Source organism: Xanthocytophaga agilis, from assembly GCF_030068605.1.
Lineage (GTDB): Bacteria > Bacteroidota > Bacteroidia > Cytophagales > 172606-1 > Xanthocytophaga > Xanthocytophaga agilis.
Window position 1 is genome coordinate 192,546 of the sequence record NZ_JASJOU010000013.1, and the last position, 25,582, is coordinate 218,127.

The following is a 25,582-nucleotide window of genomic DNA, read 5'->3' on the forward strand; positions in this document are numbered from 1 at the left end:
CAGCTTTGTGTTATACAATGATAAGATTGTACAGTCTTCATTGTATGTAACTTCACATGATATTTCAGGCTAATGTCTGAATAAACTTCTCCAGTGTTTCTTCCTCTTCTACCTTTAATTTTTTTCTAAGCCGATGCCGGGCTTTTTTTACACTTTCAGGGGCAATTCCAAGAATAGTTGCAGACTCTTTTAAGGATAAATTAAGTTTTATTAAAGCAGAAAGTCTAAGCTCTGCCTGAGTGATATCAGAATAGTGATAACGCAGAGTAGCAAAAAAAAGAGGATATACTGTTTCAAAGTCTGTTCTGAACTGCTGCCAGGATTCCTCTGTAAGAATTCGGGATCGTAAGATAACCTTTATCTTTTCAACAATTTCATTATCAACAGAGCCCTCATTTTCAGACCGACTATTTCTTAATTCTTCCAGTTCATGTTGTATAGTTTCAATGATCTGAGTTTTTTCCAGTATTGTCTGTGTGTATATCTCCAGCTTTTGTTTTTGTATTTCCTTTAGGGTGATGTTCTGTACAATAATTTGCTGATGCTTTTCTTTAAGTTCCTTATTCTGTCTGGCAATCTCTGCAGTTCGTTCTATAACCACTTTCTCCAAAGTGATATTCTGTTCAGCAAGTAAGCGCGCATTTTCCTCTTTGGCTTCTTTAAGCCCCTCGGCAGTTATGAGCCGTTTATGTGTATGAAAAGCAGTAAAGAGTAATGTAGGCACACACAAAAGAAGCAAAAGAAACTGCACCAGATAGATCCTTTTCTCAGCCTCATCATATCGGTGTTGCGCACTCAGGTTGATCGTATCTTCATAGACATGAATAGTTCGCATAAACTTCTCGTATTGAAGCCATAAATGGTGTCCTTTATCCAGATTAGCCAAACGTTCAAATTCATAAAAGTTTTTTTGATCAAACAGCACTTTCATATCCATACATAAATGAACATACGCATTAATAGAATCTTTCAATTGATTAAATTCTGTAAGCGGATAATTTTGCTTACGCAATGGTAGCTCAATTGTCAGGTAAATGGAATCTTTATCTTCATTGGCAAAGTAGAGAGGAGGCAAATACTTGGCATCTTTAAACAAAGCATATCCCCGCAAAGCAAGGTCAGCATTATGTATGATATAAATTGCCTGAGATACAGCGACCTTTATTTCTTCCGCCTGTTTTTGTAGTTGCCTGTTCTCCTGCATGATTCTGTTGTTGTGGTATGTAAATACTATATTTAACAGAAGCAGTAAAATAATAATAAGGACTCCCAGGAAGAGAGTCTGTTTGCTAATAAACTGTTTTGCGGCTGTCATTGTATACTTCAATTATCTATCAGATATACCATCCAATACAGTAGAGGAACTGTATATACAACTGATTATACTCATTTAACAACAGACAAGCCGTGCTATAAAAGTTATCCCAAGACATAATCTTGTTTATTTATAGAAAGCTAGTCTGTATCTCCTGGAAGGAAAACAACTAAAATTACACACAAAGGCGGGAAGCACAATATGCAATTTTATAATCAGTTATCCAGGTAAATCTGATAAGAAATAGGTTTTAATGGGTTAATAGTGGTTAGTATTTCGGAAGAAGTTATAGGGGACTTTATAGTAGATTTTTGAATACCTGACAGTACTATCACAAGTAAGAGAATTATCAGGTGGTAAAACAATATAAATTAGTTATCATGTGGCTTGTATTTATAGCACGCTTTTAGCTGTTGTTCTTTTTTTAGCAGCGCATGCAACAATTCCGACTCTCTAACTCTCAAATCTTTTACCAAATCGGCTAAAAGCTCATTCTGCATAGTTAACACCAAAAGCTTATCTGTATTTTCCTTGTTAAGTTTACGGGCGTCATGAAGATCACTAATCAATTCTTTTTGCAGGTATTTTAGTTGTTCTATTTCTTTTTGGATCATTTCTGCTTTAAGATTCATTTCAGCAGCATTATGCCATACTATAACCTGCTTCATGGTAGATTTTAATTGTTGAAAAAGAGTTCTTCTTCCAGCAAGTAATGTAGCCAATAGATATCCTGTCCTTTCTATAAATAAAATCTGAGATGGTTCAAAGTTTTCAAATCCTCTTACTTCCATGATAGCCTCTGCCTGATTGGAATGTACAAAAGGAACAATTAAAAGAAAACAAGCCTTTAAAGAATCCTTTTCCGTCTCATTCTCCTTTAGGTTATTTACGAATACATGTGTGTTTGATTGAGTGGTATACAAAGGGTCATAAAAAGAGAATAAATGAGTATCTGGATTAGTTGAAGTCGCAGTACGATTCCTCTCTTGTAATCTGGATAGAATGCTGGTAAGGTTCATCTCTATCTTCTTGCCGGATCGGTAGGCCTGACCAATAAGCGAAGTATGGATATTACATTTATTCTCTACAGATGTATTGTCTACAGATACCAGTTTATCAAAAAAAGATACAGCTTTTAGTTCAAGAGTAGAAATTTCCTGAATTGTAAGCGAATCGGCTGATGGCGCAGGAACAAAAATAGTACAACGATAAGCAGAAATATAGGACAGTAAAAACTCAAGTGTCTCAGAACAAACCTTTTCCAGACTATATATATCTTTATTTAACTGGATAGACAAATCCAGTAAAGCTTTTGTTTGTTGTTCTTCCTGTGGTAATACAATCTGTTGAGAAGAACTTTCTATAAAAACGTGATCATCCACCCCAAACACAGTATCAGATATAGCTAACTGCTCATCCATACCCTCATACTTTTTCTTTTTCACCAGCCATTTGGTAAGCAATGAAGGATATAAGAACTTTCCTTCCAGAATTATAGCGCACAACAAGAAGATCAGCAGACTAATAAGAGATAAAGAAACAAATAATAAGACCGTTGGTGAAAATAAAGGGAGCATTCAATCATTAAGGTTGTAAGTGGTCACATAGGAGGGTATAACAGATATAAATCCAGATTTTTCAGGACTCCAAAGAATCCATAAGCTTCCAAACCAATTGCCTTGTCATAGGCTTTTGTAAAAACTTACAAACACGAGAAAATCTATACAGTCGTTTTGTATCCATCATAGTAAATGAACTACTCAGTACATACAGATAACCATTTTCCTTGAGGAAAGAAGGATAATTTTCCAGAAAACAAAGAAAATCGAAACCTTTCTGATAAGACATGTCCATATCCAAAATTACACTCTGAGGATATTCTTCTGAAGATACAACTCCAAGATATTCACTAACAGCGGGAATGGAATTGTATACGATTACATTTTTGGCAAATCCGGATTTGGTTAAGACTATTTTAGTGATCAGCGAATCCACTACATCATCATCAATAACAAGTGCATTTGAGAAGGATGTATATAGTTTCGCATTTAATGGGTTCATAGATAAACTACTTACTTCAAAAGAGTTATGCACAAAGTATTTCATTTTCAATCAGGTATTTTTTCCAATCAGGAGATATGGAAATAGCATCACAAGGTTGTAGGGAGTTATTTATCAGAGTATCCCATACTTTAGAAGCACTGTTTGGTAAACATATCATTACTATCTTCTCTATAAAAGAAAACACTGTGACAAAAAGGTGGACAAGGATTGAATGAAGTTCTTTATAAGAATGTTAACTTTAGAAAGTATAGAAAAACAATACCCTGACCAAGCAGATTGATCAGGGTATGTTTTTATTCTTGATAGTATTCTAACTTACCAGTTAGGATTTTGCTCAATGTTAGGATTAGTATTAATTTCATTCTGAGGAATAGGGAAATATTCATGACGTTGCAGGTTAAAAAACTCTTTTCCAACCTTGTCACTATTTTCTATTTCCTCCTCAAGTAATCCCCAACGTTTCAGATCATAAAAGCGCATCCCTTCCCGAAAAAACTCGACCATACGTTGATGGCGGATTTCAGTCATCATCTGGCTCTGATTGTATCCGGCAGGCAGGTTGGCAAGTTTCGCACGGTTACGAACACGGTTTACATGTTCGTAAGCATCTGTTACTTTATCCTGCATGGTCTGTGCTTCTGCGAGCATTAACAATACATCAGCAAATCGCATTGTTTTTTCATTGATATCTGATGCATATACACCATTAGGCTGCTCATTATCCGCCCACCAGTTTTGGTACTTACGAATCATAGAACTATAGCCAAACACCAGCTTAAATTCAGTAAACGGCCGGTTATAATACATAGCCCCCGGATAATTCCAAACAATAGAAGCATACATACGTGGATCAAAGTCTCCTGTTGTCGTTTTCTCTTTCTGAAATTCAGTAAACATTTTGTCTGTGGCAGATGCTTCAAACCAACCTGCTACTTCTGTAGGTGCAAATTCCTGGGCGGTAGTAACCCCTAAGGCTTCACTGGCATTTTCACCTGCCCAAGGGTTAGTTCCCCCTACATTCTGCACCTGTATCTCAAATAAGGATTCCTTGTTATTATCGAATTCCGGTTTAAAGTTATCTTCATAATTAGGTAACAGGTCATAGCTAAAGGGAGCAGTCAACAACAATTTAAACTCTGCTTCCGCTTCAGGATATTTCTTCATATATAGATAGGCTTTTCCAAGGTAGCCAATAGCAGCGCCCTGAGTAGCCTTTCCCACCCATTCAGAAGGATAAGAAACAGGTAATGCAGCTTTTGCAGCTTGCAGGTCTGTTACAATCTGTTGCCAGACATCCTCTTCTGGCGATTGTTTTACAAAATACTCACTCTGACTTTTTGGAACTGCTGTAATAATAGGTGTAGCTCCAAAGTTTATAGCCAGGATAAAATAGTTTAATGCCCGGATAAATTGTGCCTCAGCTGTAAATTGTTTCTTCAGATCATCTGTAATAGGTGCTGTAACAGCATTTTCGATAATCTGGTTAGCACGAAATATACCTGTATAAGCACCAGAGAAAATAGAGGATGGTGTACCTGTTGATGGAGTGTTAGTAAAGGTTGACAACTGATAGAGATCTTTTACATCATTCCGAATAAAGAAGTCATCTCCCCTCCCATTAGAAAGTTCTACTCCTCTCACACCCCAGTATCCATTATTTACATCATGAAACACCTTATAGGTAGCGGCTAATGCAGATTGAAAGTCCCCCTCCGTTTTCCAGAAGTTTTCAGCAACAATAACATTTGGATTCACTGTATCCAGTTCTTTCTTGCAAGCCCCAAGAGAAAGAACCATTGTCAAAAGAATTATGTATTTTTTCATAGGTTTATCAGTTGTGGTTTTACAAAGAGATTTGCAGTCCAAGCATAGAAGTTCTGGCGATTGGATAGGCAACATGTCCATAATCTACACCTCGATCAAATATGCCCTGATTTTCATTGGAAGAAGAGTATCGGCCCAAATCCGGATTATAGCCTTTGTATTTTGTAATAGTAAATAAGTTATCAAAACCTATATATATCCGACAGCTATTTAGTTTAATGCGATCCGTTAATGCTTTGGGAATAGTAAAGCCAACCTGTAAAGTTCTCAGACGCATATACGATCCACTTTCCAGAAAACGATCAGACACCCGTGAATTCAGGTTAGGATCATTGATAACTGCTCTTGGAAAATCTGTGTGATTTTCAGGTGTCCAGGCATTGAGTGTAGTTTTAGCATAATTCCATTCCAGGTTCATTCCTTCCAAATCCTGACGCAATCCATTATAGATTTTATTGCCATAAGTTCCCTGAAAAAACACGCTTAGATCAAATCCTTTCCAACTGGCATTTCCACCGAAACCATACGAAAATTTAGGATTGGGACTGCCTGCATTAACCCGGTCATCATCTGATATAATACCATCATTATTAGCATCCACAAAACGGATATCTCCAGGTTTTGCAGTAGGCTGAATAGGTTGTCCATCTTTACTGTAAGCATCTATTTCGGCCTGAGAATTAAATATACCGTCTGTTTTAATCAGATAGAATGACCCAATAGGCTCACCAGCTTTAGATAAAGTAGTAGCAGATCCATGGTGTGTAGGCTGTCCGCCACTTATCTCTTGTGTACCTGTTCCTAATTTATCTACAATACTTTTAATAGAGGTAAATGTGCCCGTCACTTGATAAGAAAGTTCACCCACCTTGTTTCGATAAGATAATGCCAGCTCAATACCTTTGTTAGTAACCTGACCGGCATTTACTACCGGATTACTACCTGAACCCATAGATAAAGGCAGAGGTACACGCAAAAGCAAATCTGTATTTTTACGCACAAAATAGTCAGCAGTAAGGGAGACTTTATCCTCTAAAAAACCAAAGTCTGCACCTACGTTTACTGTCCTGGACTCTTCCCATTTAATGTTTGGATCTACCAAAGATCTCTGAATAGAGCCAGGCCATAATGTTTGATTTTGCCCGGTAACATAGTTAAGATTCAGATCAATTGTGCGGATATAGGAGTAATTGGGAATTTCCTGATTACCAAGTACACCATAACTTCCTCTGATTTTGAATGTACTAACAACTGTTCTTACAGGATCAAAAAAACCTTCATTAGATATATTCCAACCAACAGCTACTGAAGGGAAATTACCATATCGGTAAGCAGGCGAAAAGCGAGAAGAACCATCCCGACGAAAATTGATGGTAACCAGATAACGATTATCATATGAATAGACCAAACGTCCAAAATAGGATTCGAGAGAGTTTTCATACGCATTACCTCCAGCAGCAATATTACCTGTACCTGCATCCAGGACTTCTATTCCATCAGGCATACCACTTTTTGAGCCAGTCAGACCACGGTACTGATTCTTTTGGAAAGCAAAGCCTAGCAATGCCTGTAGGTTATGTTTACCAAAGGCTTTGTCATAACTCAATGTATGCTCTTGTAATACAAAGGTAGTCTGATTACGGCTTTCTGTCAGATCACTATTTGGGTTAGTAAACAAACCTCCTACTACATAAGGAGCAGTATACGTATAATTGTAGCCAAAATTACCAGTATACCCGATATTGTATTTGTATTTCAGGTTATCAAGTATTTTTAGCTCTCCATATAGATTAGCAATGATATTGGTAGCATATACTTTGGGATCTTCCAAATATAATTGAGCTACTGGATTGGCAACATTTACTACAGGTCCTGAAACTCCGGAAAAACCACCAATTGCAGCAGGATCATATATATCAAAGACAGGGATCATTTTAGGAGCAGAGCCAACCGGATTTCCTCCTTGCCCTCCCCAGCCACCGGCCATATTGCGCCAGTATTCATGCGTAAGGATCACAGTTTCACCAATCTTAAGACGTCCCTTGGTAAAATCGCTTTTCATACGCAGGTTTACCCGATTATAATCCGTTTTTTTAACAATTCCCTGCTGGTCAAAGTAACCTCCGGATAAATTATAAGTAAAATTTTCACTACCACCACCCACACCTACTTCATAACTTTGTACAGGTGCTGCGCGATAAATCGCCCCTTGCCAGTCAGTACCTGCACCCAGTGATTCCGGATTCTGAGCAACATCCAGACGGGGCAAACCCGCATTGTCATGTGCCATATTACTTACGGTAGCCCATTCAGACGCGTTAAGCACATCCATTTTCTTGATAATATTCTGCATTCCTCCATACGCATTGATTGTAATCTGAGGAGGACCCTGCTTACCTGACTTGGTAGTTACCAGCACCACACCATTGGCAGCTCTTGAACCATAAATAGCAGCGGCAGAGGCATCTTTCAATACATCAATAGAAGCAATATCTGAAGGTGCCAGATTGCTGATATTGGTCACTTGCACACCATCTACTATATATAATGGATCATTATTAAAGAAAGAACCTGTACCACGAACCAGGATACGAACACCAGAACCAGGATTCCCCCCTGACGATTCAATATTTACCCCAGCCAAACGTCCCTGCAATGACTTTTGAACAGTATTGACACCTTGGGTACGTAGATCTTCTGCCTTGATTGAAGCAACAGAGCCTACTAGCTTATCTCTTTGCTGAGTACCATATCCAACTACTACAACCTCTCCCAATGCCTTAATATCAGGCAACAGAGTTACATTCACTACTGTCTGGTTGGTTATAGCCACTTCTTCCGTAGTGTACCCAACAAAACTAAATACCAATGTGCCTCCATTATCCGGCACACTGATTTGATAGTTTCCTGCCGCATCTGTAACAGTTCCATTAGTAGTACCTTTGACCAGTACAGTTACTCCTGGAATTGCTTCATTATTTTCAGATGAAGTAACTTTACCAGTTATAGTGCGTTCTATTGGATGATTTCCAAGAGGTAGTGAGTAGTTTAGGGTCATAGCAGAAGAGGCCAGAGGCTGAATCCCTTTGGGTATATAAGCCTGATCCAGTTCTCTACTTTGTGACGCCGGATTTTCTTTGAGTACAATTACATAAAAATTATCACGGACTTTTTTGTACGTAAGTTCTGTATCTCTGAAAAGGCTCTGTAACGCATCCTCCAGATTTGAAAATGTTTTTCCTTCCTGATAAGGAACATATACATCTCTCATCTCACTGTTAAAAAGAATGGACACCCTGTAGGTATGTTCCAGATCCAATAAAGCAGCTCTCAGGCTTTTGGTTGCAGTATTCTGCTGAGTGTCACGATACGATGTACCTACAGCCAGCAATTGTGAGAATCCAATCATATAGCAACCCAGAAATAAACATAGGGTCAGGTTGCTCAAGCGGAGTAATTTTGAATACTTCATATTTAAACAGGTGTTAAGTGATAGCAAATACTATATAGTGTGCGAGGAGTATTAGCTTGATAGAATGATCATTGACTGATAAATACTTTTCCGTCTTTCCGTTCAATCTTCAGATTAAACAGCACCTTCAAACCTTCCAGTAAGATTTCAGCATTTTCATTGGGAACAGATCCGGTACATTTCTTCTTGAGTAATCCTGAATCCTTAATCACGACATCAATACCATACATATCTTCCAGCAAGGATTTAATATCCGCGATGGTGGTTTCCTGGAAAACCAGCTTATGCGCCATCCACATAGTAGAAATGGAGGGGTCCACTTTTTTGACAACCAGTGTACTGGTATTTTGTAACTGCCTCGCAGACTCTCCAGGTTTCATAATATACTGGCGACCTGTATGTCCTTCCTGGTAGTTTAGTTTTACCTTTCCGGAATGCAGTACAACCTCTGTCCCATTTTTGCGTTTACGTACATTAAACCGGGTACCCAACACTTCTATCCCGAAATCATCTTCGGTCTGTACCAGAAAGCGGGCATGATCAGGCTGATGTGTTACCTCAAAATAGGCTTCGCCAGACAGAATTACTTTTCTATCTTCTCCTGGCTTCCAGTGTTTTTTGTATTGAAGTGTAGAGTTGGAATTTAATACTACAGTAGATTGATCTGGCAATATCAGTCGGGTGATCTTACCATAATCAGTCCGAACAATTAGTATATCCGTAGTATTGAAATAAAAGTAAGCAGCTAGCCCACCTAACAGAAATATCAATATGGTAGCTGCAATTCGCCAATAGGTATTTTGCTTGAAGTATAGAAAAGGTTTTAGGGATACAGTAGTATGGGAAGATCCAGACATGTTCTGCTGAAGCTTTTCCAGTACATTAGCCAGAACTGCATCATTGGTATAGGAAGTTGGGCTATTCCACACAGCTTCCATATACTCTCTGGCAAGTTCTGAGTCTGCATTTGCTTCAAACCAATCCAGAATAAATTTATTTTCTGTTTCGGTGGTCTGGCTGTGTAAAAATCTTTCCAGTAAATCTCTGCTTACATCTTGATTGTTGTTCATGGGTTATAAATTATTACTACTGTTATCTCCAGTAAATTGGAGTTGTTAACAGGTATATCCATAACCCTACTGTTTACCCTTAGTCACTTTACTATTTTTTTTGTTTTTTTTATAACATTATCAATAAACGCATACTCCCCTACTTAAAGGCAAATACAACTGATTACTTCAGAAAGGATATTTATAACAGTATATATAACTGGAAAACTGGCTCAGAAAGCCCTTGAAAGTGAAAGATGGCAATCCAGAAGCTGATAGGAAATAGGCTGACTAATCTAATCTTTTTGTTTCCTGGAAAACTGATCCAAAGAATAATCTGAGCAAATTATTACTTCAGAGATAGAGGGAAACTCTTTTTTTTGTAGAAAAGAGTATTCATACAAGGATGAAAAAAAGAAGTATAAAAAAATGGATAAGCGTAGTAAATTTTCTTTGAGGAACTTCAATGCTGCACTCATTTGCCCTTCTACTGTCTTTACAGAGATATTCAGATAATCTGCTATTTCAAAATAGGACATGCCTTCTTTTCTACTCAGATTATAAATCAATTTTCTTTTAACGGGCAGTTGGTCCACCAGTTGTGTATAATGATTCGACAGATCGGTATACTCGACTGATGTTTCCGTGGATTGATCTGCTTCGTCACTATTTGATAATACCAGCGCTAGTTTTTGTTCATGTAGCTTTTTATCACGCAGAATATGCAGAGCCTGATTTCGGGCAATGGTAAACAGATAAGAATTGAAAGATAAGTCTTCATTGAGACTTTCTCTATTCTCCCATATTTTCAGGAATATATCGTGTAGGGCATCTTTAGCTTCCTCTTCCGAACGAAGAAATTTTATCAGAAAAGACATTACTTTTTTAGCATACTTTTTAAAAAGACAATCAAAAGCATGCTGGCTTCCTTGCTTTAGCAGGATTACATACTCTTTATCATCATATAATAAAGTATTTTTCAAGAGCTTCTGTCAGACTTCTAGTAGTAATAAGGAAAAGTAATAATAACAAAAAGTCCTACACTATCTTATATAAATTATGTTTTTCTTTTTATATACTCCAGATATACTTATCTACTACATATAGATTTAGAGGATGAAAAACAAAAATTCCCCGGCAGAAACCACCGGGGAATTTTAGTAACAAACCACTTACAACCTAAATTTTATTTTTATATCTATAATCAGACTGATGTCTGAGGATATGTCTGCTTGACTTACACTACAAAGGTACTACAATCACACTACTTGTAAAGTCACAATTCGCTGACTTTCATACATATAACATTTTCCACAGCGAAAATGTCCCCTCTGTAACAAAATCTTTTCATTGTAGAGATTTTAGGGTATTACACCCTTTTTACCCAGATAACTAACTGATTATCTGACAAGTATAAAATATCATGATTTCTACTTTATACCTGCAAATTATGTAGTTACACACATTTTCATACATTACATATATTGATTATCAATCATTTACTATTCTACTATCTATCTACCTATAGCAAAAATCACTTTCCAGAACATGTAGGCTGGCTAAACACTGAAGATAGTCTTGCTCTCCAACTCAGATCGAAAGAAAAATTTACGAAGTCTGAGAGTACACAATTTAAACCAACACTACCCTTATCTATCTAATCAGGAAATGGTATTACCATAAATCTATTATTGGCAATTTATCCCATACATGATGATGAAAAAGTATCTAATTATTTATTCTCTTACGCTATTGACTCTGCTATCGGTTGGACAAGTGTCTGCTCAGTCAAAACTTACGGAAGAACAAAAGCAGGAATTAAAGGCTCGTTATGAAGCCTATAAAGAGAAGCTTAACTTATCTGATGATCAATCTGTAAAAGTAGAAAGCATTAACAGAACCTATTTTGAACAGCTTGCCACATTACGTAATTCCAGTGATTCCAAACTCTCAAAATACCGTAAATATAAAGATATAAAGTCTACACGGGATGGACAGATGAAAGCTGTGCTTAGTAAAGAACAATATAAGACCTATGAAGCATTTCAGAAAGAGATGAAAGAAGAATTCAAAGAGAACAGACGTCAACAATAATACTGATTACACTTACATTCAGTGCAACACTTTGCAATCTAACAACTATGAAAACAAAGAATATACTTACTTATGTGTGCATTATAGTTCTGTTCACCTGTTGCACAGATGCAATTTCTCCAATCAGCAAACCATATAATTTCTCGACTGTTGATGAGTTTATTACAAACAATCTATCAGTTTATAAGAATAGCTTGGTGGTTCTGGTATCTCAAAATGGTCAGCTTATCTACAAAAAAGAAATCAATCTGACTATGAACGATAAGCGAGTAATTGCCTCTGCGTCAAAGTGGCTTTCCGGTGCAGTGATACTGACTTTGGTTGACGAGGGAAAACTATCTCTTACTGATACTGTAGGCAAGTTCTTGCCACTATTTACTCAAAACCGTAAGGGTAATATTACCATACGACAATTGTTTTCTCATACATCCGGTTTTCCAGGTGACTCACCAGAGAAATACGAGTATCGTACCGATCTGACACTGGCACAGGCAGTTGATTCGTTGGCAATACATACAGCTTTGATACATTCTCCTGGCACAACCTTTAATTACGGAAGTGCCAGTATGCATGTTGCAGGTCGCATAGCTGAAATTGTAACAGGAAAGTCATGGCAAACACTCTTTAACGAAAAAATTGCCATACCCTGTTCGATGCAGGCACAATATCTCATAGCAAGCCCCAAGAATCCACTGATAGCAGGAGGCGTACGTACTTCAGCTCGTGACTATCTCAATTTTTTGGAGATGATCGTAAATAAAGGTGTATTCAGAAATAAACGTGTCTTGAGTGAAAGCGCCATTACAGAGATGCAAAAGGATCAGACGAATGGTGCTGCCATCGAAAATACTCCCTATCCGACAAATCCAACGTCTGGTCAACCATCTGCTTCAGTGAGATATGGTATCGGCAACTGGCTGGATATAGTTGACGTATCAGGCACCATTCAGGAAACGAGTAGTCCGGGATTATTTGGCACACATCCCTGGCAAGACCCCAAACATAAACTGGCAGGTATCATTTTTACCCGAACAGAACATAAAATCAGCAATGCAACAAGTATACAGTTACGTACTATGATTCGGGACATAGTAGCTCAGTCAGTTGAATAAAACATACCACAAAAGCCGGATTTAGTACCATTGCTTTGTAATTGTATATACTACCTTTGTTACATCATCTGACGGGAAAGTTACTTTCTTTTGGATGGTGTAACTTCATAAAGTAGACTATAATTTATTCTAAATTTTATGTCACACTCACAATTATCTGCCATTCTTCATGAAAAGTGTCCTCGCTGTCGTGAAGGCAATATTTTCGTATATTCACCTAAAGATATATCTCGTTTCTCTGCTACACATGAAAACTGTCCTGTATGTAACTTGCGTTATGAGAAAGAGCCAGGTACATTTTGGGGAGCTATGTTTGTCAGTTATGGGCTTAGCATTGCACTGATTATCACTTTATTCTGGGCGATATTACTGTTTGTCAGCGAACCTCCATTATGGTTGTTCTTTGCAGTAATTATTCCGGCATTGATAATGGCTACACCTTTTTCTTTCCGTTTTTCGCGTGTGTTGTGGCTTCACTTCTTTTCAGGATTTCATTATGAGCCTCAAACATCACAACATTCAATGCCTACCTTATCCAAATAGAATTACAGTTAGTGTATAAATACAAAAAAGAAAAGCTCTCAGTTGAGAGCTTTTCTTTTGGATAGTATATAATCTAAAAAGATATATCTAGTCTAAAAATTACGCTAATTGAACTTTTACCGCATTAAGGCCTTTTCTGCCTTGTTCTACTTCAAAAGTCACCTGATCGTTTTCTTTAATTTTGTCAATTAAGCCTGAAACGTGGACGAAGATATCTTCATTAGAACTATCTGATTTAATGAAGCCGAATCCTTTCGTTTCATTAAAGAATTTTACTGTACCTGATTGCATTTACTATGTGTGTTTTTTAAGTTATGCCACAAAGATATAAGTAATATGTAAAGAGAAAAATTTTTAATCAATAAATATTTAATAATCAGGCTACTACATTAAAAAAAATCAATCCAGACAGACATTTTTTTTCTAGAGAACCGTTACACACCATCTTAGTTTTACAAAATTAAATCTGAGTTTCAGCACATTTAGAAGACATCCCTCTGCCTTTCATCACACTTTGTATTTAAATGTCGATTTTGTACAGATATAAAAAAAATCAAACTAAGTAAAGCTTTGGATATACTTCATTTCTGCCACTTTTACCTTTTTTGTAGACTCAGGAACAAAAGTCTAATTTAGTATTCACTTATTGCTTTATTTTTCTATTCAGAGCCTCTGCTATTTGTTGTGTCAGCTCAGGAGAGAATCCATGCGATTCGAATGCCACTCCTATCTCACCACCACGATCTTCCAGTAATATTTCAAACGAGCCATTTTCTCGGGCAATCATAGGATTTAAGGGTGTAGTCACTTCCAGCAATGTATCTTCTGCATGTTTCTTTACCTTGTCTACAATTATTTTTTTAGCATCCAGCACAATCTGTTTACCAGTTTGTTCACCAGAATAATTCTTTCCGTTATACTTTACATTTATCTTGATCATACAGCTTTGTTATATGTTTTGTGGTTGCCACTCTACTTGCTGCAGCTATTGTACTGCATCTTCTACGAATTTCTATGGGTAAGGTTACTTAGGTAGCTAGTTAGTAAATAGATTTTATCCATACAAATACCCGAATCAAGTTCTATAAAATAAGCAGATTTCTATTACAAAAAATGCCAGGTAAGTGAATAGTACACCTACTGGCATTTCTTTATCGGTATTTTAGTTATTACACTGTCTTCTCTTCCAATTCACGAATACGATTTAGATATTCTTGCTCTTTACGGAACATTTCTTCCTGTGTAGCGGCTAGTTCTTCCATGTTCTGACGCATTTCTTCTTCCTGGGCACGCAACTCTTCCGCCTGTTGTTGTGAAGCCAGTAACAATCGGGCAGTTTGCTGATTAATTTGTTCGGCAGATACTACAGAGGCTAACTGTTCACACAATTTCTTTACCAGTTCGATCTGATGCTCTCCCAATACAGTAAACGAAGCCAATTCCAGAATACCATATACCTGATCTTTCAACACTAATGGACAAATTAGAATACAACGAGGGGGAGCATCACCAAGACCAGAAGTAACCCGAAGATATTCCACAGGTACCTCCTTCAGGAAGATAAATTCTTTTTCCAGATAAGCTTGTCCCACCAAGCCTTCACCTGGCTGAACAGTCTTAGTAAGGTATTTTCGGCGATTGAATGCATAACAAGCCATCAACTCCAGCTGGTTATTCTGAGTAACAAACAATCCTCCCTGATTTGCATTCACATATTTGACAATAAAGCTGATGATAGTGGCATAAAAGTCACCAGACATATGTTCTGTTTTACGCAAAATATCTCCCAGTTCTGCTAATCCATGTGTGATCCAGTTTCTCTTCTTATCTTCCAGTGTCACCTGTTGTAACTTGTCTCTCATCTGAATCAGTGAATTACCCAGCACATCATTCTCACCTGATACATGAAAAGTATGGTCAAAGTTTCCTTCTCCAATATTTTTAGCAAACAAACTGGCACTTTTCATGTTGTGTATCACCTTATTGCCAGCTGCAATAATCGCATTTAACTCATCTTCGGACGGTTGTACATCATCTGGCAATTCTCCTGCCTGCAATTTAGTAAGCATATCTACAGGCTTCTGAATAGATTTCTTCAAAGATCTTGAAACCAGATATCCCAATCCTGCCCATACAATAGTAGCAATAATCAAAGCACTAATCATGACACTATTGGTAACCATAATTTCAGTATTAATTTGCTCTGTCTCTACATGCAGATCCTTTTCCTGTGTATCTTTGATTGTTTGCAGGATCTTTTGATAGTCCTGGCGAAGCTTACGTGATTTATTATAAATCAGTTCATGTAATTCGTGATCTAATTTTGCTTTTTGAAGCAGATCTGCCAGAAGCGCATCTTTAGAAGCTGTATCTGAAACCTGTGCTAGCTGAATACGATTTTGTATAGGAGCAATATTTTCATCATAGAACTGTTCCAGTTCATCTTGGACTACCTTATACTGGTTAAGCTTTACAATTACTACATTTACATTTTCCTGATCTGCTGCTGAAAGATCTTTTTGAAATTCCAGCAGACGCTTTACCTGAAACGCTACCTCTTTCTCCCATATTTCAAGACGCTCTCCTTTATATTTGATGTCACCAGACATAAAATACCCTCTTTGATTGGCAGCGAGCTTACTTGTCCCTATCAATATTTCATTGACGATGGCCCGAACTGGAATGCGTACATCTTCTATACGATTCACGACTTCCAGTGATTTCTTATTCTGAATATAGATACCAATTGTATATCCTGTCAGGATAGTTAGAAACAATACGATCATTACACCAATCTTGGGAATAATCTTTTTCAACGAAAAATCTCGGATATGCTGGCTTAGCTTAAAAATACTCATACTATACTTCCATTTATTTCCTACAATATACTACTCTCTATAACCGAATGCGATGTGATAATGTGATGCGAACAATATGTCTGTCAAGATAGGAACTTTCTTTCCGTTGCCAGTAGTTATGCATGTAGCCGGCTTCAAGTCCAAACGTTTTGGATAAGGCATGTTCGTATCCAATATAGAATCGGTTCTGATCATACCATACACCATTGTTTGTATTCACAAATAACTCATCACTTACTTTTAAAGATCCTTTGGTACTGATCTGATAGTTTAGCTGGATACGATAGCGCAGACGTAACACAAATGAATCTTCGGCGGTAGCTTCGCCTGAAACAGTCCTATGTAAAAAGCGTTCATCTACACGAAGCTTATTTTGTAAAGAAGCCTTTTTGGATAGCTTTAGTTTATGTGCTATTTCCTGAAACGGACGAACTTCAGCTAATCGGGAAGTTACTCCTGTTGAAGTATTGTAGGATTGCTGACGGGAAAGAGTTACTCCCACAGCAGGTTCCCAGGAACCTGCATTATAGTGGAGATGCGAGTGGCCAATCAATTGGTTTTCAGTACCAACATCAAATCTTCTCCGGTTTTCGATTTCATTGTGCCAGATAAACTTTTCACTGATAGTAAGTTGATTATAATAACGAAACCAATACATCTTCTGCAAGGAAACCACCTTCTGCCCATAAGATACAGATATACAAGTCAGCCATAACCCGGCAGTTATCACATACAAAATCAAAGATCTCACAAAGCGCCCTCTACTAAACATATTCTGAAATATGTTAATACTCCTTTGTTTTGCGCTTATACTTGTTGTCGCCTGCCCTTGTAGGTGACCTGTTATTGCCCTATTCCACGCTCTCATTCTCTGTGCTCCATTTTATTTGGTATACCTGGCTTTATCTATTTATTCCGGATACAAAGATGCAGAGAGGCATAACGACCTGCAAAAAGTTAAGAATCAATTAAATACCCATGTCATTTTTGCTCTGATTTACTATTGTACCTGTTTGAACTACTTAGTATACCCCTTACTTTTTATTTTTTTTATTACCATACGTATCTTGTCATAAATCCACTAAAACTTTAAATTATATTCTCTAACAGACTTAAAAACCTCTAAATAAAGCTTTAGTCTCAATTTATCATGAGAGAGAAACACTGTATTTGCCAATAAACATTTCTTTCTAAGAATAGTCTTAGTATGTAAGGATTCTAACTACAACTGATTGTTTCTGCCTATAGTTGCTGTTTTTCAAAATAAATCGGCACACATCTAACTACCTGATAAAGAATGGAAAAGAATTAAAACCCTCAGCCTACTTGCCAGAAGATAACTTAACAAGCCTCTACTGAATTATCTTTCAGGATCATAGCATGAAACGACATATGGTTACCTTTGAGGAAATGCTATAGTAGGATAAAAGAATAAATGACTCTTAATCAGAAAAGACGTAAAACTATTTATGAAGAGCGACAGGATATGTGTGCTATATCATCAGAAAATGTGTCCTGCTAGTTTAGGAGAAGGTAGCGAGTCTAGCAGTCCTTTGAAACCTCGTCTGCTACTAGAGTATCTGGATCAGATGCAACTGATGGATTATTTTGAGATAGATCACACATTTCCTCCATTTACCAATCAGGATTTTTATGTAGCTCATACACAGGAGTATGTAGATGGATTTTTTCAGGGACGATTGCCACATAGTAATGGCCAGGGCCTACTTGGCATTGATTGGAGTCCGGCATATGCTGACAGTACACGTTATACCAATGCCAGCATGTATCATGCTATTTTAGGATCAATTAAAAATCCCTCCCGGATTTATTTAAGTCCCACATCAGGCTTTCATCATGCAGTGCCTGAACATGGAGCGCTGTTCTGTGCCTTTTCAGGACAGGTCATTGCTGCTCTAAAAATTTATGAAGAGTTAGGATTAATTGGAGCATTTATTGATCTGGATGGCCATTTTGGAAATAGCATAGAAGACAGTCGTTATTTTGCACCAAATCTGAATAAGGCTATCCCAGTTGGATGCAACATCAACATCCTGACTGAACATAACGAGTATTTACAGGATCTGCAAATACGAATGCTCCTGCTACAGGAACGATTTCTAACTGGACAGCTACACTATCTTGTATTTTGTCATGGAGCCGACAGCCATGAAGAAGATGATATTGGGCATCAACTAAACACAGAAGAGTGGATGGAATGTGCTCATATATTTGCCAGAACAGTCCAGCAGATTGAATCTTCATTAGGACGTCCAATCCCTGTTTCACTGGCTTTGTTTGGAGGGTATAGAGAAGATGATTACAACTCAGTTCTTTCGCTACATACAGGGAGCTTGCTACACATTCTAAAACATCTTTCCAGGATAGATATAGAGTATTGGCCTGCTGTCAGTAAGAATGTGCGTAAAAGCGCTGATAAGAAATAATGGAAAGTGGGTAAGATTGGGTAAGATGTGGGTAGGATTTTGGGTAAGTTTAACCTACTGATACTCAGGGCTGGGTAAGCTGGGTAAGATTCCCTTATATATGTATATAGAGAATACTATAAAAAATACTATATATAGTATATACTTACCCATCATTCCCACTTATTCCGGAAGAGTTACCGGCCAAAAATCCTACCCATCTTACCCAGCCTGATTATCAATTCATTACATCCTACCCACATCTTACCCAATTCTACCCAGCTTACCCAAATGCGTATATCTGGTAACATTGTTCCTTTACTCCGTACCTATAAGTTTGATTTTATTGGGTCTATAGGCACTTTTCTTTGATAGGTAGTATAACAATATAGTAAAAAAATAAAGGAGTCAGCACTAGTGGCAACCAACTCCTTTCATTGTTTGTCTAAAACCTCAGCTCAGCAAGTATAGACTTGCTCAGACAACTGCTACCTGTGCCAGTTGGGTTTCTATCCATTCATAAGCAAATGAGGCCACTTCTTCCCATCCTGGCTCTCCACAAATAAAATGCGAACGATTGGAAAAGATATGACAGGAAGTCTGGCTATCAGAATCGGTATAGGCCTTGCAGTTTTTCTCTACCAGGTCAGGAGGAATAATATGATCCTCTTTAGCTCCGATAAATAAGAGCGGTACATGTGGCATATCCAGATCGACATGACCCGACGACCCCAGACAGCCTCTGAGTACATTCCGGCTATCATGAGTAGCAGTCTGCAGGTAGGCTTGCTGAGCGTCAGCAGCATTAAGCGTATTACAAAAAGTATGATGGAAGCTTTCCGGAGTTTGTCTGAATATCTGATCTCCCTTAAAGAGATTGGTTATAGAGGCGACATTCTTAAAGAAAGGCCAGTCAAAGGTCATCATCATGTTGGGAGCTACCGAACAAATCGGAATACCCAAAGAGGCCAGGTTGTTGTTGACAAAGATTTGCGTAAGCAAACCACCTACTGAGTGTCCAATAAGAATAGGTTTCTCATTGACATCCAGACTGCTTCCTCCAGCGGCCCGTATAGGCCCTTCCAAAGAAGTAATTACCTCTTCGAGCATCAGATCTCCAAGGCTGGCAGGCGGATTGTCTCGCAACTGGTAAGGCTCACCCGCATGGTCAGGCCAGGCAGGTGCAATACAATTAAAATCGCGTTCGGTGAAGTAGGCTATCCATTTTTCCCAGCTTTTAGGATTCTGGAACATGCCATGCATAAAGATAATAGTCTTTTTCATACGAGGAATGTTAGAGTGAAAGACTAATTGAGATGTATTGGTAGCCCATCTTTATAGAAAAAGTGGGCTAACTAATTGGTAATGAAAAGATACAGGTTACAAATAAGGATTCCAAGTATATAGATGAGTTTCACAGTTATAGCGCAAAGAAACTATCTCCCCCTATACAATAGCAGAGCAAAGACTTTAAGTTTCAAATGGATTTGTGCCATATATCTCCATCTTGATAATCTCATGCTTCCAGACTATGTATCGATACAAATAAGCTATCAGTCGGTAGAAAATCCCATACAGTCTAAACCAGTAGATTTGCCAATTATACTGGCACTGGCTTTGCCATATAGTCAGCAAGAAGCTCTAAAAGAGCAGATTAAAAACAAATCATAAACCCTTTATTTCATTACAACTATGAAAAAGTTAGCATTCCTTGCAGCCTTAGGTTTTATTCTGACAAGCAACGTTTTTGCTCAACGTACAGACAGAGACTATAATCGCAATACTGCTTACATGCACGAGCGAAACTCAAGGCCCTATCGTGCTTCACCAGAAGAGATAGCTCATCGAAAAAGCGAAGAACTGGATCGGAGATTTCGTTTAAGTGGTAGTCAACAAAGAAAAGTAGAGGCACTGGCACTGCGTACTGAACGTGAGAAACAAGATCTGGAAAGACGGGATCGAATGAGAGGGATACCAGAATATAAGTATAGAAAAGAAATGCAGCGCATTCAGAACGACTGGGAAAAAGGTCTGAGAAGTATATTGACCAGAAAACAATATGACTCATATAGAGATCGTTGGAACTAGGTCTGATAATCTTTCACAAAATGAAAAAGCAGTACATCGATGTACTGCTTTTTCGTTTATAGACTATTTAATGAATAATTTTAGTATTTGACTACTGGTATAGTATAGGAAGAAGTCTGATCTGTTACCAAAATCCGATAAGTCCCTGCTGGTAATTTACTCAAATCTATATGGATACGTCCAGCTTGAACCTGGCTATTCTTCTGTTCTATTACTTTCTGGCCTAGCACAGTGAATACCTGTAAACTGACTTGAGTTGTGCTTGCATTGGATACTTCAATGCTAACATCTGATGCAGTAGGATTGGGATACAGCTTATATGGATTCAGATTGCGTACAGTTGAGTTCTTATCTGTAGCCAGTCGGGCAGTTGTGTTAGCTGCATCTGCAAGAACGGATACTTCCTGCCCTGTAAAGGCATAATTGTAGATTCTGAAATCATCGTATATATGGTCGCTATACGGATCATTTGGCCATTGAGATTTACCCAGATAATTTTGAGTGGTGCTACCCATATCAGAAGGCTTAACAGTTGCCTGGTTATCAGAATAGATCAATTGACCATCCACATATAATTTAAAATCTGTTCCCTGTTGGGTAAGCGCAACATGTACCCATTGACCAGTAGGTAATACATAAGGAATATACCGATCATATGTACCAGAAGGGCTAGTTATTTTGTAACGAATGTTTGTCCCGGATTTAGGAGCCAGAATCATAAATGTTCCTGTTCCACTTCCAAAATCAAATACCCGTGTATTGTTACCCAAATCAGCAGGTAACTTCAGCCATGCCGCAATGGTAAAGTCATTCAGGGTACTGACAACTCCTTGTGGCAACTGAATATACGATTGCAGGGATTTACTTACTGTTGCTCCTCCGGATAGGCTATCCTTTCCCGCACTCCAGGTAACGCCATTGATCAATGTTCCGTTATACCCGCCCCAATCATCGGCCGCAACTGTTCCGGAACTCTCGTTAAAGCCTATGTGCAGGTAGTGTCCCTGTACAGGAGTACCTATTAATACAGAAGATTCAGGACTTCTTCCTACTGAGTTATAGGCAACAATCTTATAGTAATACGTTTGATTGTTTTGTACACTTGCATCTTCGTACCGAACCGCATCAACATTGCTAGCAATTACTTGATAAGGTCCACTTTGCGATTGAGAACGCTGAATTTCATATACCACATCATGGACAAAGTTCCAGGTAAGTGTAATACGGGAATCTCCGGAAGCAACCCGGGGACTATCTACACCTGTTGGTGCAACCAAGGGATTTGTTGTGAGTTGCAAAACAGTAGAGTTCACACTTTCTCCGGCAGAATTAAGACTTGTAACCACATAATAATAGGTTGTAGCAGGACTCAGTCCTTCATCCTGATAGGCAAGCGAATTTGTACGACCCAAGATTACATCAAATGGTCCCGTCTGACTTAACGAACGTTTCAGATTATAGGAACGGGCAAGTGTGGTAGAAGCAGCCCACTGCAAACTAATTTTTGAAGAAGAGAGCACTTGGCCGGTAAGACTTGCCGGAGGTTGCGGAGTAACATCCCGTAGTACATCCAGTGTAGTAGAATACACAAACTGATCGCCAGCCAGATTGTATGCCTTAATACGATAGGTAGTTTTAGCCCGTACATCATCTACATAACTTAGTGTGTCTCCATACACATAGTTTGTAAACTCTTGTATTGCCACAAAATCAGCATTTGTACCCTCTATTTTCCGTTCCAGTACATACTTCGATCCTAGTTCCCCATTCAGGTCATTCCAGGTAAGAGTAGTCTTAAAGTAGTTGTCTTCATGAATTGTACTGTAGATTTGTGGAGAAGCCAGCTTCCAGGTATGGATATACTCCCAGTGCGGATTAAAGGCAAAGTTTGATTTGTTGGAAGCATAGTATTTGCCCGCAGGCGTAAGCGTATCAGCCAGTACCATAGCCCGTTTATCCTCTACCCAATCATAGATGGCATACCGCTCAATAAAAGAGGTTGTATCCAGTACATTCAGAATACCGATCATATCATTATACTGCTTCTGAAACTGTGCCTGAGGATCGGCAGGCCAGGACTCAGTAGTCCAGTTGGCCCCATTGTTCCATTCTGTAATCCAGAGTGGACGTTTCACCCGGTCATAAATACTCTTTAATTGAGAATACCATTGTTGCGGAGTCAACCCACCCCAGTAACAGTGTATAGCCACATAATCTACACGGTAGTTGAGTTCGTTGCATTTGCTCATAAAATTTGTAATCCAGCTGTTCTGAGGAGAAGCAGGTGCAGGTGATCCTAACCGTAAGCCAGACTTCATCATCTCAGGCCATTGGGCAATCGCTTCGGCTACTGTCATATTAGCCTGATCCGGGCGGTCTGGTTCATTGAATCCCAGCAGATGATTGACGTTCTGTTTCCCATTCAGCGCTTCCCAGGCAGGCCAACCACCATTCTGACGGATGATAGAATAATGATAGTTGGCCGTTGCCTGCCCGCCTATATTCCAGTCATAATACCAGGTGGATTGTGTCAGATCCAGTGGAGTTCCACCACCAGCCTTACCTTTTTTACTTACCCATTCCCATTTAAATACTCTGATAAAAGAGGTCTTTGCATCCAGGGCCTGAGGCAATGTATTTACAATCAGATCATCATCATTGGCAATGAATACACGACTAAAACCTGATCCATCCGGATTGGTTGCCAGTGTAGCCATATACCCCCGTTTCAATCGAAAGGACTGAATCTGATTGTCAAAAGTACCCAGATTTTTATGATACGTTTCGATCTCAAATGATCGGGTATCACCCCCAAGATTTGGATCTGTAAATACTTCCAGTGCAGCCTGAGAAGTAATATTGCCATTTGGAATAACAACAGTTCCATTTTTATAGATGGCAATGCGAACAGCCGGATTATTGGCCACAGAAACACCATTAATGGTAACTTTACTAAGCCAGTTGGCTATCACCTCTGAAGGGCGCACATTATCAAAGAAAAGCCAGGCATTGGAATTTAGGGCCACCGTAGAATTAACCATAGGTACAACCTCTCCTGTTAAATGGAGATCTGTTTTGTCAGGTACAATGAAGTTAGTATTAAACGTAGTGGGCACCTTAACTACCTGTCCGGTCAGTGTCACATCCTGTTTGGGATGTGTTACAATCTCTGAAGGGGCATAGGCACCTTCTTCATAGGTTACAGATCTCACCTCCATATCTACAGCTCCATTGGGATAATTCTTACCAAAAATGAATCGGGACTGTACATTCACTTTGGTAAACGATAGTTCTGCAATAGAATACAATCCCCAGTCACCTGTAAATGTCAGATAGTAATCACCTGCTTCCTGTGAAGTAAACAGGTAGTTTTCCTGATTTAGAACACGTGTACCACTGGTATAAAATACATGTTTATCATATCGGCCTGTCACTGTATTGGTTTTTCCAATACCTACTGTAATTGCCTTGCTACTCTGTCCATTGGATACATAGGCATGCAACATCGAAAAATCATAGGTAGTATTGGCTTCCAGTGTGACCTTATATCCATACCAGGCATCTTTGTAATCATTGTTGTCCCAACGGATATATAGTACTCGGCCTGTATAGGGACTGTTGTTATAGGTATGTGTATTGATAGTGGTTGTTACATCCATATACCGAGATCCACTGGTACCATTGGCGGTATTAAATAAATTGGCAGTAGTGCCTAATAGCGTCCATCCATACTCACTGGGTTTGCCAGATGTAGAGGTAGATGTCCCAGCCCAGTTTGGCATCAGATTCACAGAATCTTTTACCACATTCAGAAGGTTGTTAACTTCTACTCCATCTACAATGTCTTTGACTGCTGCTACAGGTTGAGACTGAATAAACACTCCATTCTGATAGATATAGGCAATATTACTCTTGACAGCAACCCGGATCAGTTGTTCTTCATCTTTTTTGGCAGCAGATAAGGTTTTTGCATTGCCCAATGGTGATGTAGATTTCAACAATGCGGAATCCAGTGATAACCGAAATCCTTTTAGTTTTGAATTACGAGCTTCAATATCCAATCCACGTCCTGTAGCTGCATGTATAGTAGCAGCTACTTCAAGTGTAAAATCATTGGCAATTGGCCGTTGTTTGACTACTGTATCAATTTGAGCAGGCTGTGAAAAAGCTTTATTTGAAAGCAGAACCTGTGACAATGTGGTCTTAGTTGGCAGGTTGGGACTTTGAGCTGTTACATACTTGCCATAGAGGCTCAGTAGCATGACAAGTGCACTTGTAAAAATACGTCTACTCATAAAGAAAAAAGTTTAGGTAAAAAAAGTGTTAAAAATCCTGCTCCGGTTTCTATTCGGAACAGCACATGGCAGATGTATGCATTCGTGGATTATGAATACATGGATAAAAATCACCTGCTTTTAAAATGTATGTAAGGCGCTCGCTTTACTAACAATAATTCAATAAAATGAAATAATAATCCAAAATTACACGATACAGAGAAGATACAGAGGGGCATTTTCGTCAAAAAGAGGGGGATAAATACTTCGGCAACAAAGTCTTATGAGAACTAGACTTAGATAGGATGTTTGGAACCTACATCATGAAGAACGTATATCGAATAGAGCCTTAAAATAACTTAAGTCATGCTATATGTAAGGGTGTGACTGTCTTCCAAGAGGGCTCTTCTTTTTGCGCATAGTTTACAGCAAACTATTTTTTAGTCATGACCTGGCAGCATGT

General features: G+C 38.5%; 19 protein-coding genes. 6 read left to right on the forward strand and 13 right to left on the reverse strand.

What is annotated here, in order from left to right:
* Positions 1-64: 64 nt before the first annotated feature.
* The 7 genes from QNI22_RS29570 to QNI22_RS29600 all read right to left on the reverse strand — a co-directional run bounded on the left by QNI22_RS29570 (position 65) and on the right by QNI22_RS29600 (position 10,707).
* Complete coding sequence (locus QNI22_RS29570) at positions 65-1,315, reverse strand: helix-turn-helix transcriptional regulator (RefSeq protein WP_314516559.1); 1,251 nt, start codon at positions 1,313-1,315, stop codon at positions 65-67.
* Positions 1,316-1,686: 371 nt separating this feature from the next.
* Complete coding sequence (locus tag QNI22_RS29575) at positions 1,687-2,892, reverse strand: hypothetical protein (protein ID WP_314516561.1); 1,206 nt, start codon at positions 2,890-2,892, stop codon at positions 1,687-1,689.
* Positions 2,893-2,953: 61 nt separating this feature from the next.
* Positions 2,954-3,421, reverse strand: coding sequence for a response regulator (locus QNI22_RS29580; protein WP_314516562.1), 468 nt, complete (start codon positions 3,419-3,421; stop codon positions 2,954-2,956).
* A 273-nt stretch (positions 3,422-3,694) separates the two neighbouring features.
* Complete coding sequence (locus QNI22_RS29585) at positions 3,695-5,203, reverse strand: RagB/SusD family nutrient uptake outer membrane protein (RefSeq protein ID WP_314516563.1); 1,509 nt, start codon at positions 5,201-5,203, stop codon at positions 3,695-3,697.
* Positions 5,204-5,222: 19 nt separating this feature from the next.
* Complete coding sequence (locus tag QNI22_RS29590; protein WP_314516565.1) at positions 5,223-8,675, reverse strand: SusC/RagA family TonB-linked outer membrane protein; 3,453 nt, start codon at positions 8,673-8,675, stop codon at positions 5,223-5,225.
* Between the two features lie 68 nt (positions 8,676-8,743).
* Positions 8,744-9,745, reverse strand: coding sequence for a FecR family protein (locus QNI22_RS29595; protein WP_314516566.1), 1,002 nt, complete (start codon positions 9,743-9,745; stop codon positions 8,744-8,746).
* A gap of 275 nt (positions 9,746-10,020) precedes the next feature.
* Positions 10,021-10,707, reverse strand: coding sequence for an RNA polymerase sigma factor (locus tag QNI22_RS29600; RefSeq protein ID WP_314516567.1), 687 nt, complete (start codon positions 10,705-10,707; stop codon positions 10,021-10,023).
* Between the two features lie 733 nt (positions 10,708-11,440).
* Between QNI22_RS29600 and QNI22_RS29605 the strand changes: the two genes are divergently transcribed.
* The 3 genes from QNI22_RS29605 (at position 11,441) to QNI22_RS29615 (ending at position 13,473) form a co-directional block, all read left to right on the forward strand.
* The gene (locus tag QNI22_RS29605; RefSeq protein ID WP_314516569.1) at positions 11,441-11,818 is read left to right on the forward strand and encodes a hypothetical protein; all 378 of its coding nucleotides are present in this window, start codon (positions 11,441-11,443) and stop codon (positions 11,816-11,818) included.
* 47 nt (positions 11,819-11,865) lie between these two features.
* Positions 11,866-12,930 (forward strand): serine hydrolase domain-containing protein, encoded by a 1,065-nt coding sequence (locus tag QNI22_RS29610; protein ID WP_314516570.1) that lies wholly within the window; start codon positions 11,866-11,868, stop codon positions 12,928-12,930.
* Between the two features lie 138 nt (positions 12,931-13,068).
* Positions 13,069-13,473, forward strand: a complete 405-nt coding sequence (locus QNI22_RS29615) for a DUF983 domain-containing protein (RefSeq protein ID WP_314516572.1) — start codon at positions 13,069-13,071, stop codon at positions 13,471-13,473.
* A gap of 99 nt (positions 13,474-13,572) precedes the next feature.
* On the opposite strand, the gene QNI22_RS29620 is transcribed toward QNI22_RS29615, so the two are convergent.
* The 4 genes from QNI22_RS29620 to QNI22_RS29635 form a co-directional block, all read right to left on the reverse strand.
* The gene (locus tag QNI22_RS29620; RefSeq protein ID WP_313987357.1) at positions 13,573-13,764 is read right to left on the reverse strand and encodes a cold-shock protein; all 192 of its coding nucleotides are present in this window, start codon (positions 13,762-13,764) and stop codon (positions 13,573-13,575) included.
* Positions 13,765-14,116: 352 nt separating this feature from the next.
* Positions 14,117-14,413 (reverse strand): hypothetical protein, encoded by a 297-nt coding sequence (locus tag QNI22_RS29625; RefSeq protein ID WP_314516574.1) that lies wholly within the window; start codon positions 14,411-14,413, stop codon positions 14,117-14,119.
* 229 nt (positions 14,414-14,642) lie between these two features.
* Positions 14,643-16,331, reverse strand: coding sequence for a GAF domain-containing protein (locus QNI22_RS29630; protein ID WP_314516576.1), 1,689 nt, complete (start codon positions 16,329-16,331; stop codon positions 14,643-14,645).
* A 37-nt stretch (positions 16,332-16,368) separates the two neighbouring features.
* A complete protein-coding gene (locus tag QNI22_RS29635; protein ID WP_314516578.1) occupies positions 16,369-16,989 on the reverse strand; it encodes a DUF2490 domain-containing protein in 621 nt (206 codons plus the stop codon).
* Positions 16,990-17,839: 850 nt separating this feature from the next.
* On the opposite strand from QNI22_RS29635, the gene QNI22_RS29640 reads away from it, so the two are divergent.
* The gene (locus tag QNI22_RS29640; protein ID WP_314516580.1) at positions 17,840-18,778 is read left to right on the forward strand and encodes an arginase family protein; all 939 of its coding nucleotides are present in this window, start codon (positions 17,840-17,842) and stop codon (positions 18,776-18,778) included.
* Between the two features lie 456 nt (positions 18,779-19,234).
* Here QNI22_RS29640 and QNI22_RS29645 read toward each other — a convergent pair whose 3' ends face one another.
* Positions 19,235-20,041, reverse strand: coding sequence for an alpha/beta hydrolase (locus tag QNI22_RS29645; RefSeq protein ID WP_314516583.1), 807 nt, complete (start codon positions 20,039-20,041; stop codon positions 19,235-19,237).
* Positions 20,042-20,275: 234 nt separating this feature from the next.
* Between QNI22_RS29645 and QNI22_RS29650 the strand changes: the two genes are divergently transcribed.
* A complete protein-coding gene (locus QNI22_RS29650; RefSeq protein ID WP_314516585.1) occupies positions 20,276-20,428 on the forward strand; it encodes a hypothetical protein in 153 nt (50 codons plus the stop codon).
* 21 nt (positions 20,429-20,449) lie between these two features.
* Positions 20,450-20,845, forward strand: coding sequence for a hypothetical protein (locus QNI22_RS29655; RefSeq protein WP_314516587.1), 396 nt, complete (start codon positions 20,450-20,452; stop codon positions 20,843-20,845).
* An 80-nt stretch (positions 20,846-20,925) separates the two neighbouring features.
* Here QNI22_RS29655 and QNI22_RS29660 read toward each other — a convergent pair whose 3' ends face one another.
* The gene (locus QNI22_RS29660) at positions 20,926-25,140 is read right to left on the reverse strand and encodes a glycosyl hydrolase (protein ID WP_314516588.1); all 4,215 of its coding nucleotides are present in this window, start codon (positions 25,138-25,140) and stop codon (positions 20,926-20,928) included.
* Positions 25,141-25,582: the final 442 nt, after the last annotated feature.

What these genes read in the sequence shown, in the direction of transcription:
- QNI22_RS29605 (WP_314516569.1), top strand. Translation starts at nt 11,441, where the DNA reads ATGAAAAAGTATCTAATTATTTATTCTCTTACGCTATTGACTCTGCTA.
- QNI22_RS29655 (WP_314516587.1), top strand. Translation starts at nt 20,450, where the DNA reads ATGAAAAAGTTAGCATTCCTTGCAGCCTTAGGTTTTATTCTGACAAGC.
- QNI22_RS29580 (WP_314516562.1), bottom strand. Translation starts at nt 3,421, where the DNA reads ATGAAATACTTTGTGCATAACTCTTTTGAAGTAAGTAGTTTATCTATG.
- QNI22_RS29615 (WP_314516572.1), top strand. Translation starts at nt 13,069, where the DNA reads ATGTCACACTCACAATTATCTGCCATTCTTCATGAAAAGTGTCCTCGC.
- QNI22_RS29640 (WP_314516580.1), top strand. Translation starts at nt 17,840, where the DNA reads ATGTGTCCTGCTAGTTTAGGAGAAGGTAGCGAGTCTAGCAGTCCTTTG.
- QNI22_RS29620 (WP_313987357.1), bottom strand. Translation starts at nt 13,764, where the DNA reads ATGCAATCAGGTACAGTAAAATTCTTTAATGAAACGAAAGGATTCGGC.
- QNI22_RS29625 (WP_314516574.1), bottom strand. Translation starts at nt 14,413, where the DNA reads ATGATCAAGATAAATGTAAAGTATAACGGAAAGAATTATTCTGGTGAA.
- QNI22_RS29660 (WP_314516588.1), bottom strand. Translation starts at nt 25,140, where the DNA reads ATGAGTAGACGTATTTTTACAAGTGCACTTGTCATGCTACTGAGCCTC.
- QNI22_RS29590 (WP_314516565.1), bottom strand. Translation starts at nt 8,675, where the DNA reads ATGAAGTATTCAAAATTACTCCGCTTGAGCAACCTGACCCTATGTTTA.
- QNI22_RS29585 (WP_314516563.1), bottom strand. Translation starts at nt 5,203, where the DNA reads ATGAAAAAATACATAATTCTTTTGACAATGGTTCTTTCTCTTGGGGCT.
- QNI22_RS29650 (WP_314516585.1), top strand. Translation starts at nt 20,276, where the DNA reads ATGCTTCCAGACTATGTATCGATACAAATAAGCTATCAGTCGGTAGAA.
- QNI22_RS29595 (WP_314516566.1), bottom strand. Translation starts at nt 9,745, where the DNA reads ATGAACAACAATCAAGATGTAAGCAGAGATTTACTGGAAAGATTTTTA.
- QNI22_RS29570 (WP_314516559.1), bottom strand. Translation starts at nt 1,315, where the DNA reads ATGACAGCCGCAAAACAGTTTATTAGCAAACAGACTCTCTTCCTGGGA.
- QNI22_RS29635 (WP_314516578.1), bottom strand. Translation starts at nt 16,989, where the DNA reads ATGTATTGGTTTCGTTATTATAATCAACTTACTATCAGTGAAAAGTTT.
- QNI22_RS29630 (WP_314516576.1), bottom strand. Translation starts at nt 16,331, where the DNA reads ATGAGTATTTTTAAGCTAAGCCAGCATATCCGAGATTTTTCGTTGAAA.
- QNI22_RS29645 (WP_314516583.1), bottom strand. Translation starts at nt 20,041, where the DNA reads ATGAAAAAGACTATTATCTTTATGCATGGCATGTTCCAGAATCCTAAA.
- QNI22_RS29575 (WP_314516561.1), bottom strand. Translation starts at nt 2,892, where the DNA reads ATGCTCCCTTTATTTTCACCAACGGTCTTATTATTTGTTTCTTTATCT.
- QNI22_RS29610 (WP_314516570.1), top strand. Translation starts at nt 11,866, where the DNA reads ATGAAAACAAAGAATATACTTACTTATGTGTGCATTATAGTTCTGTTC.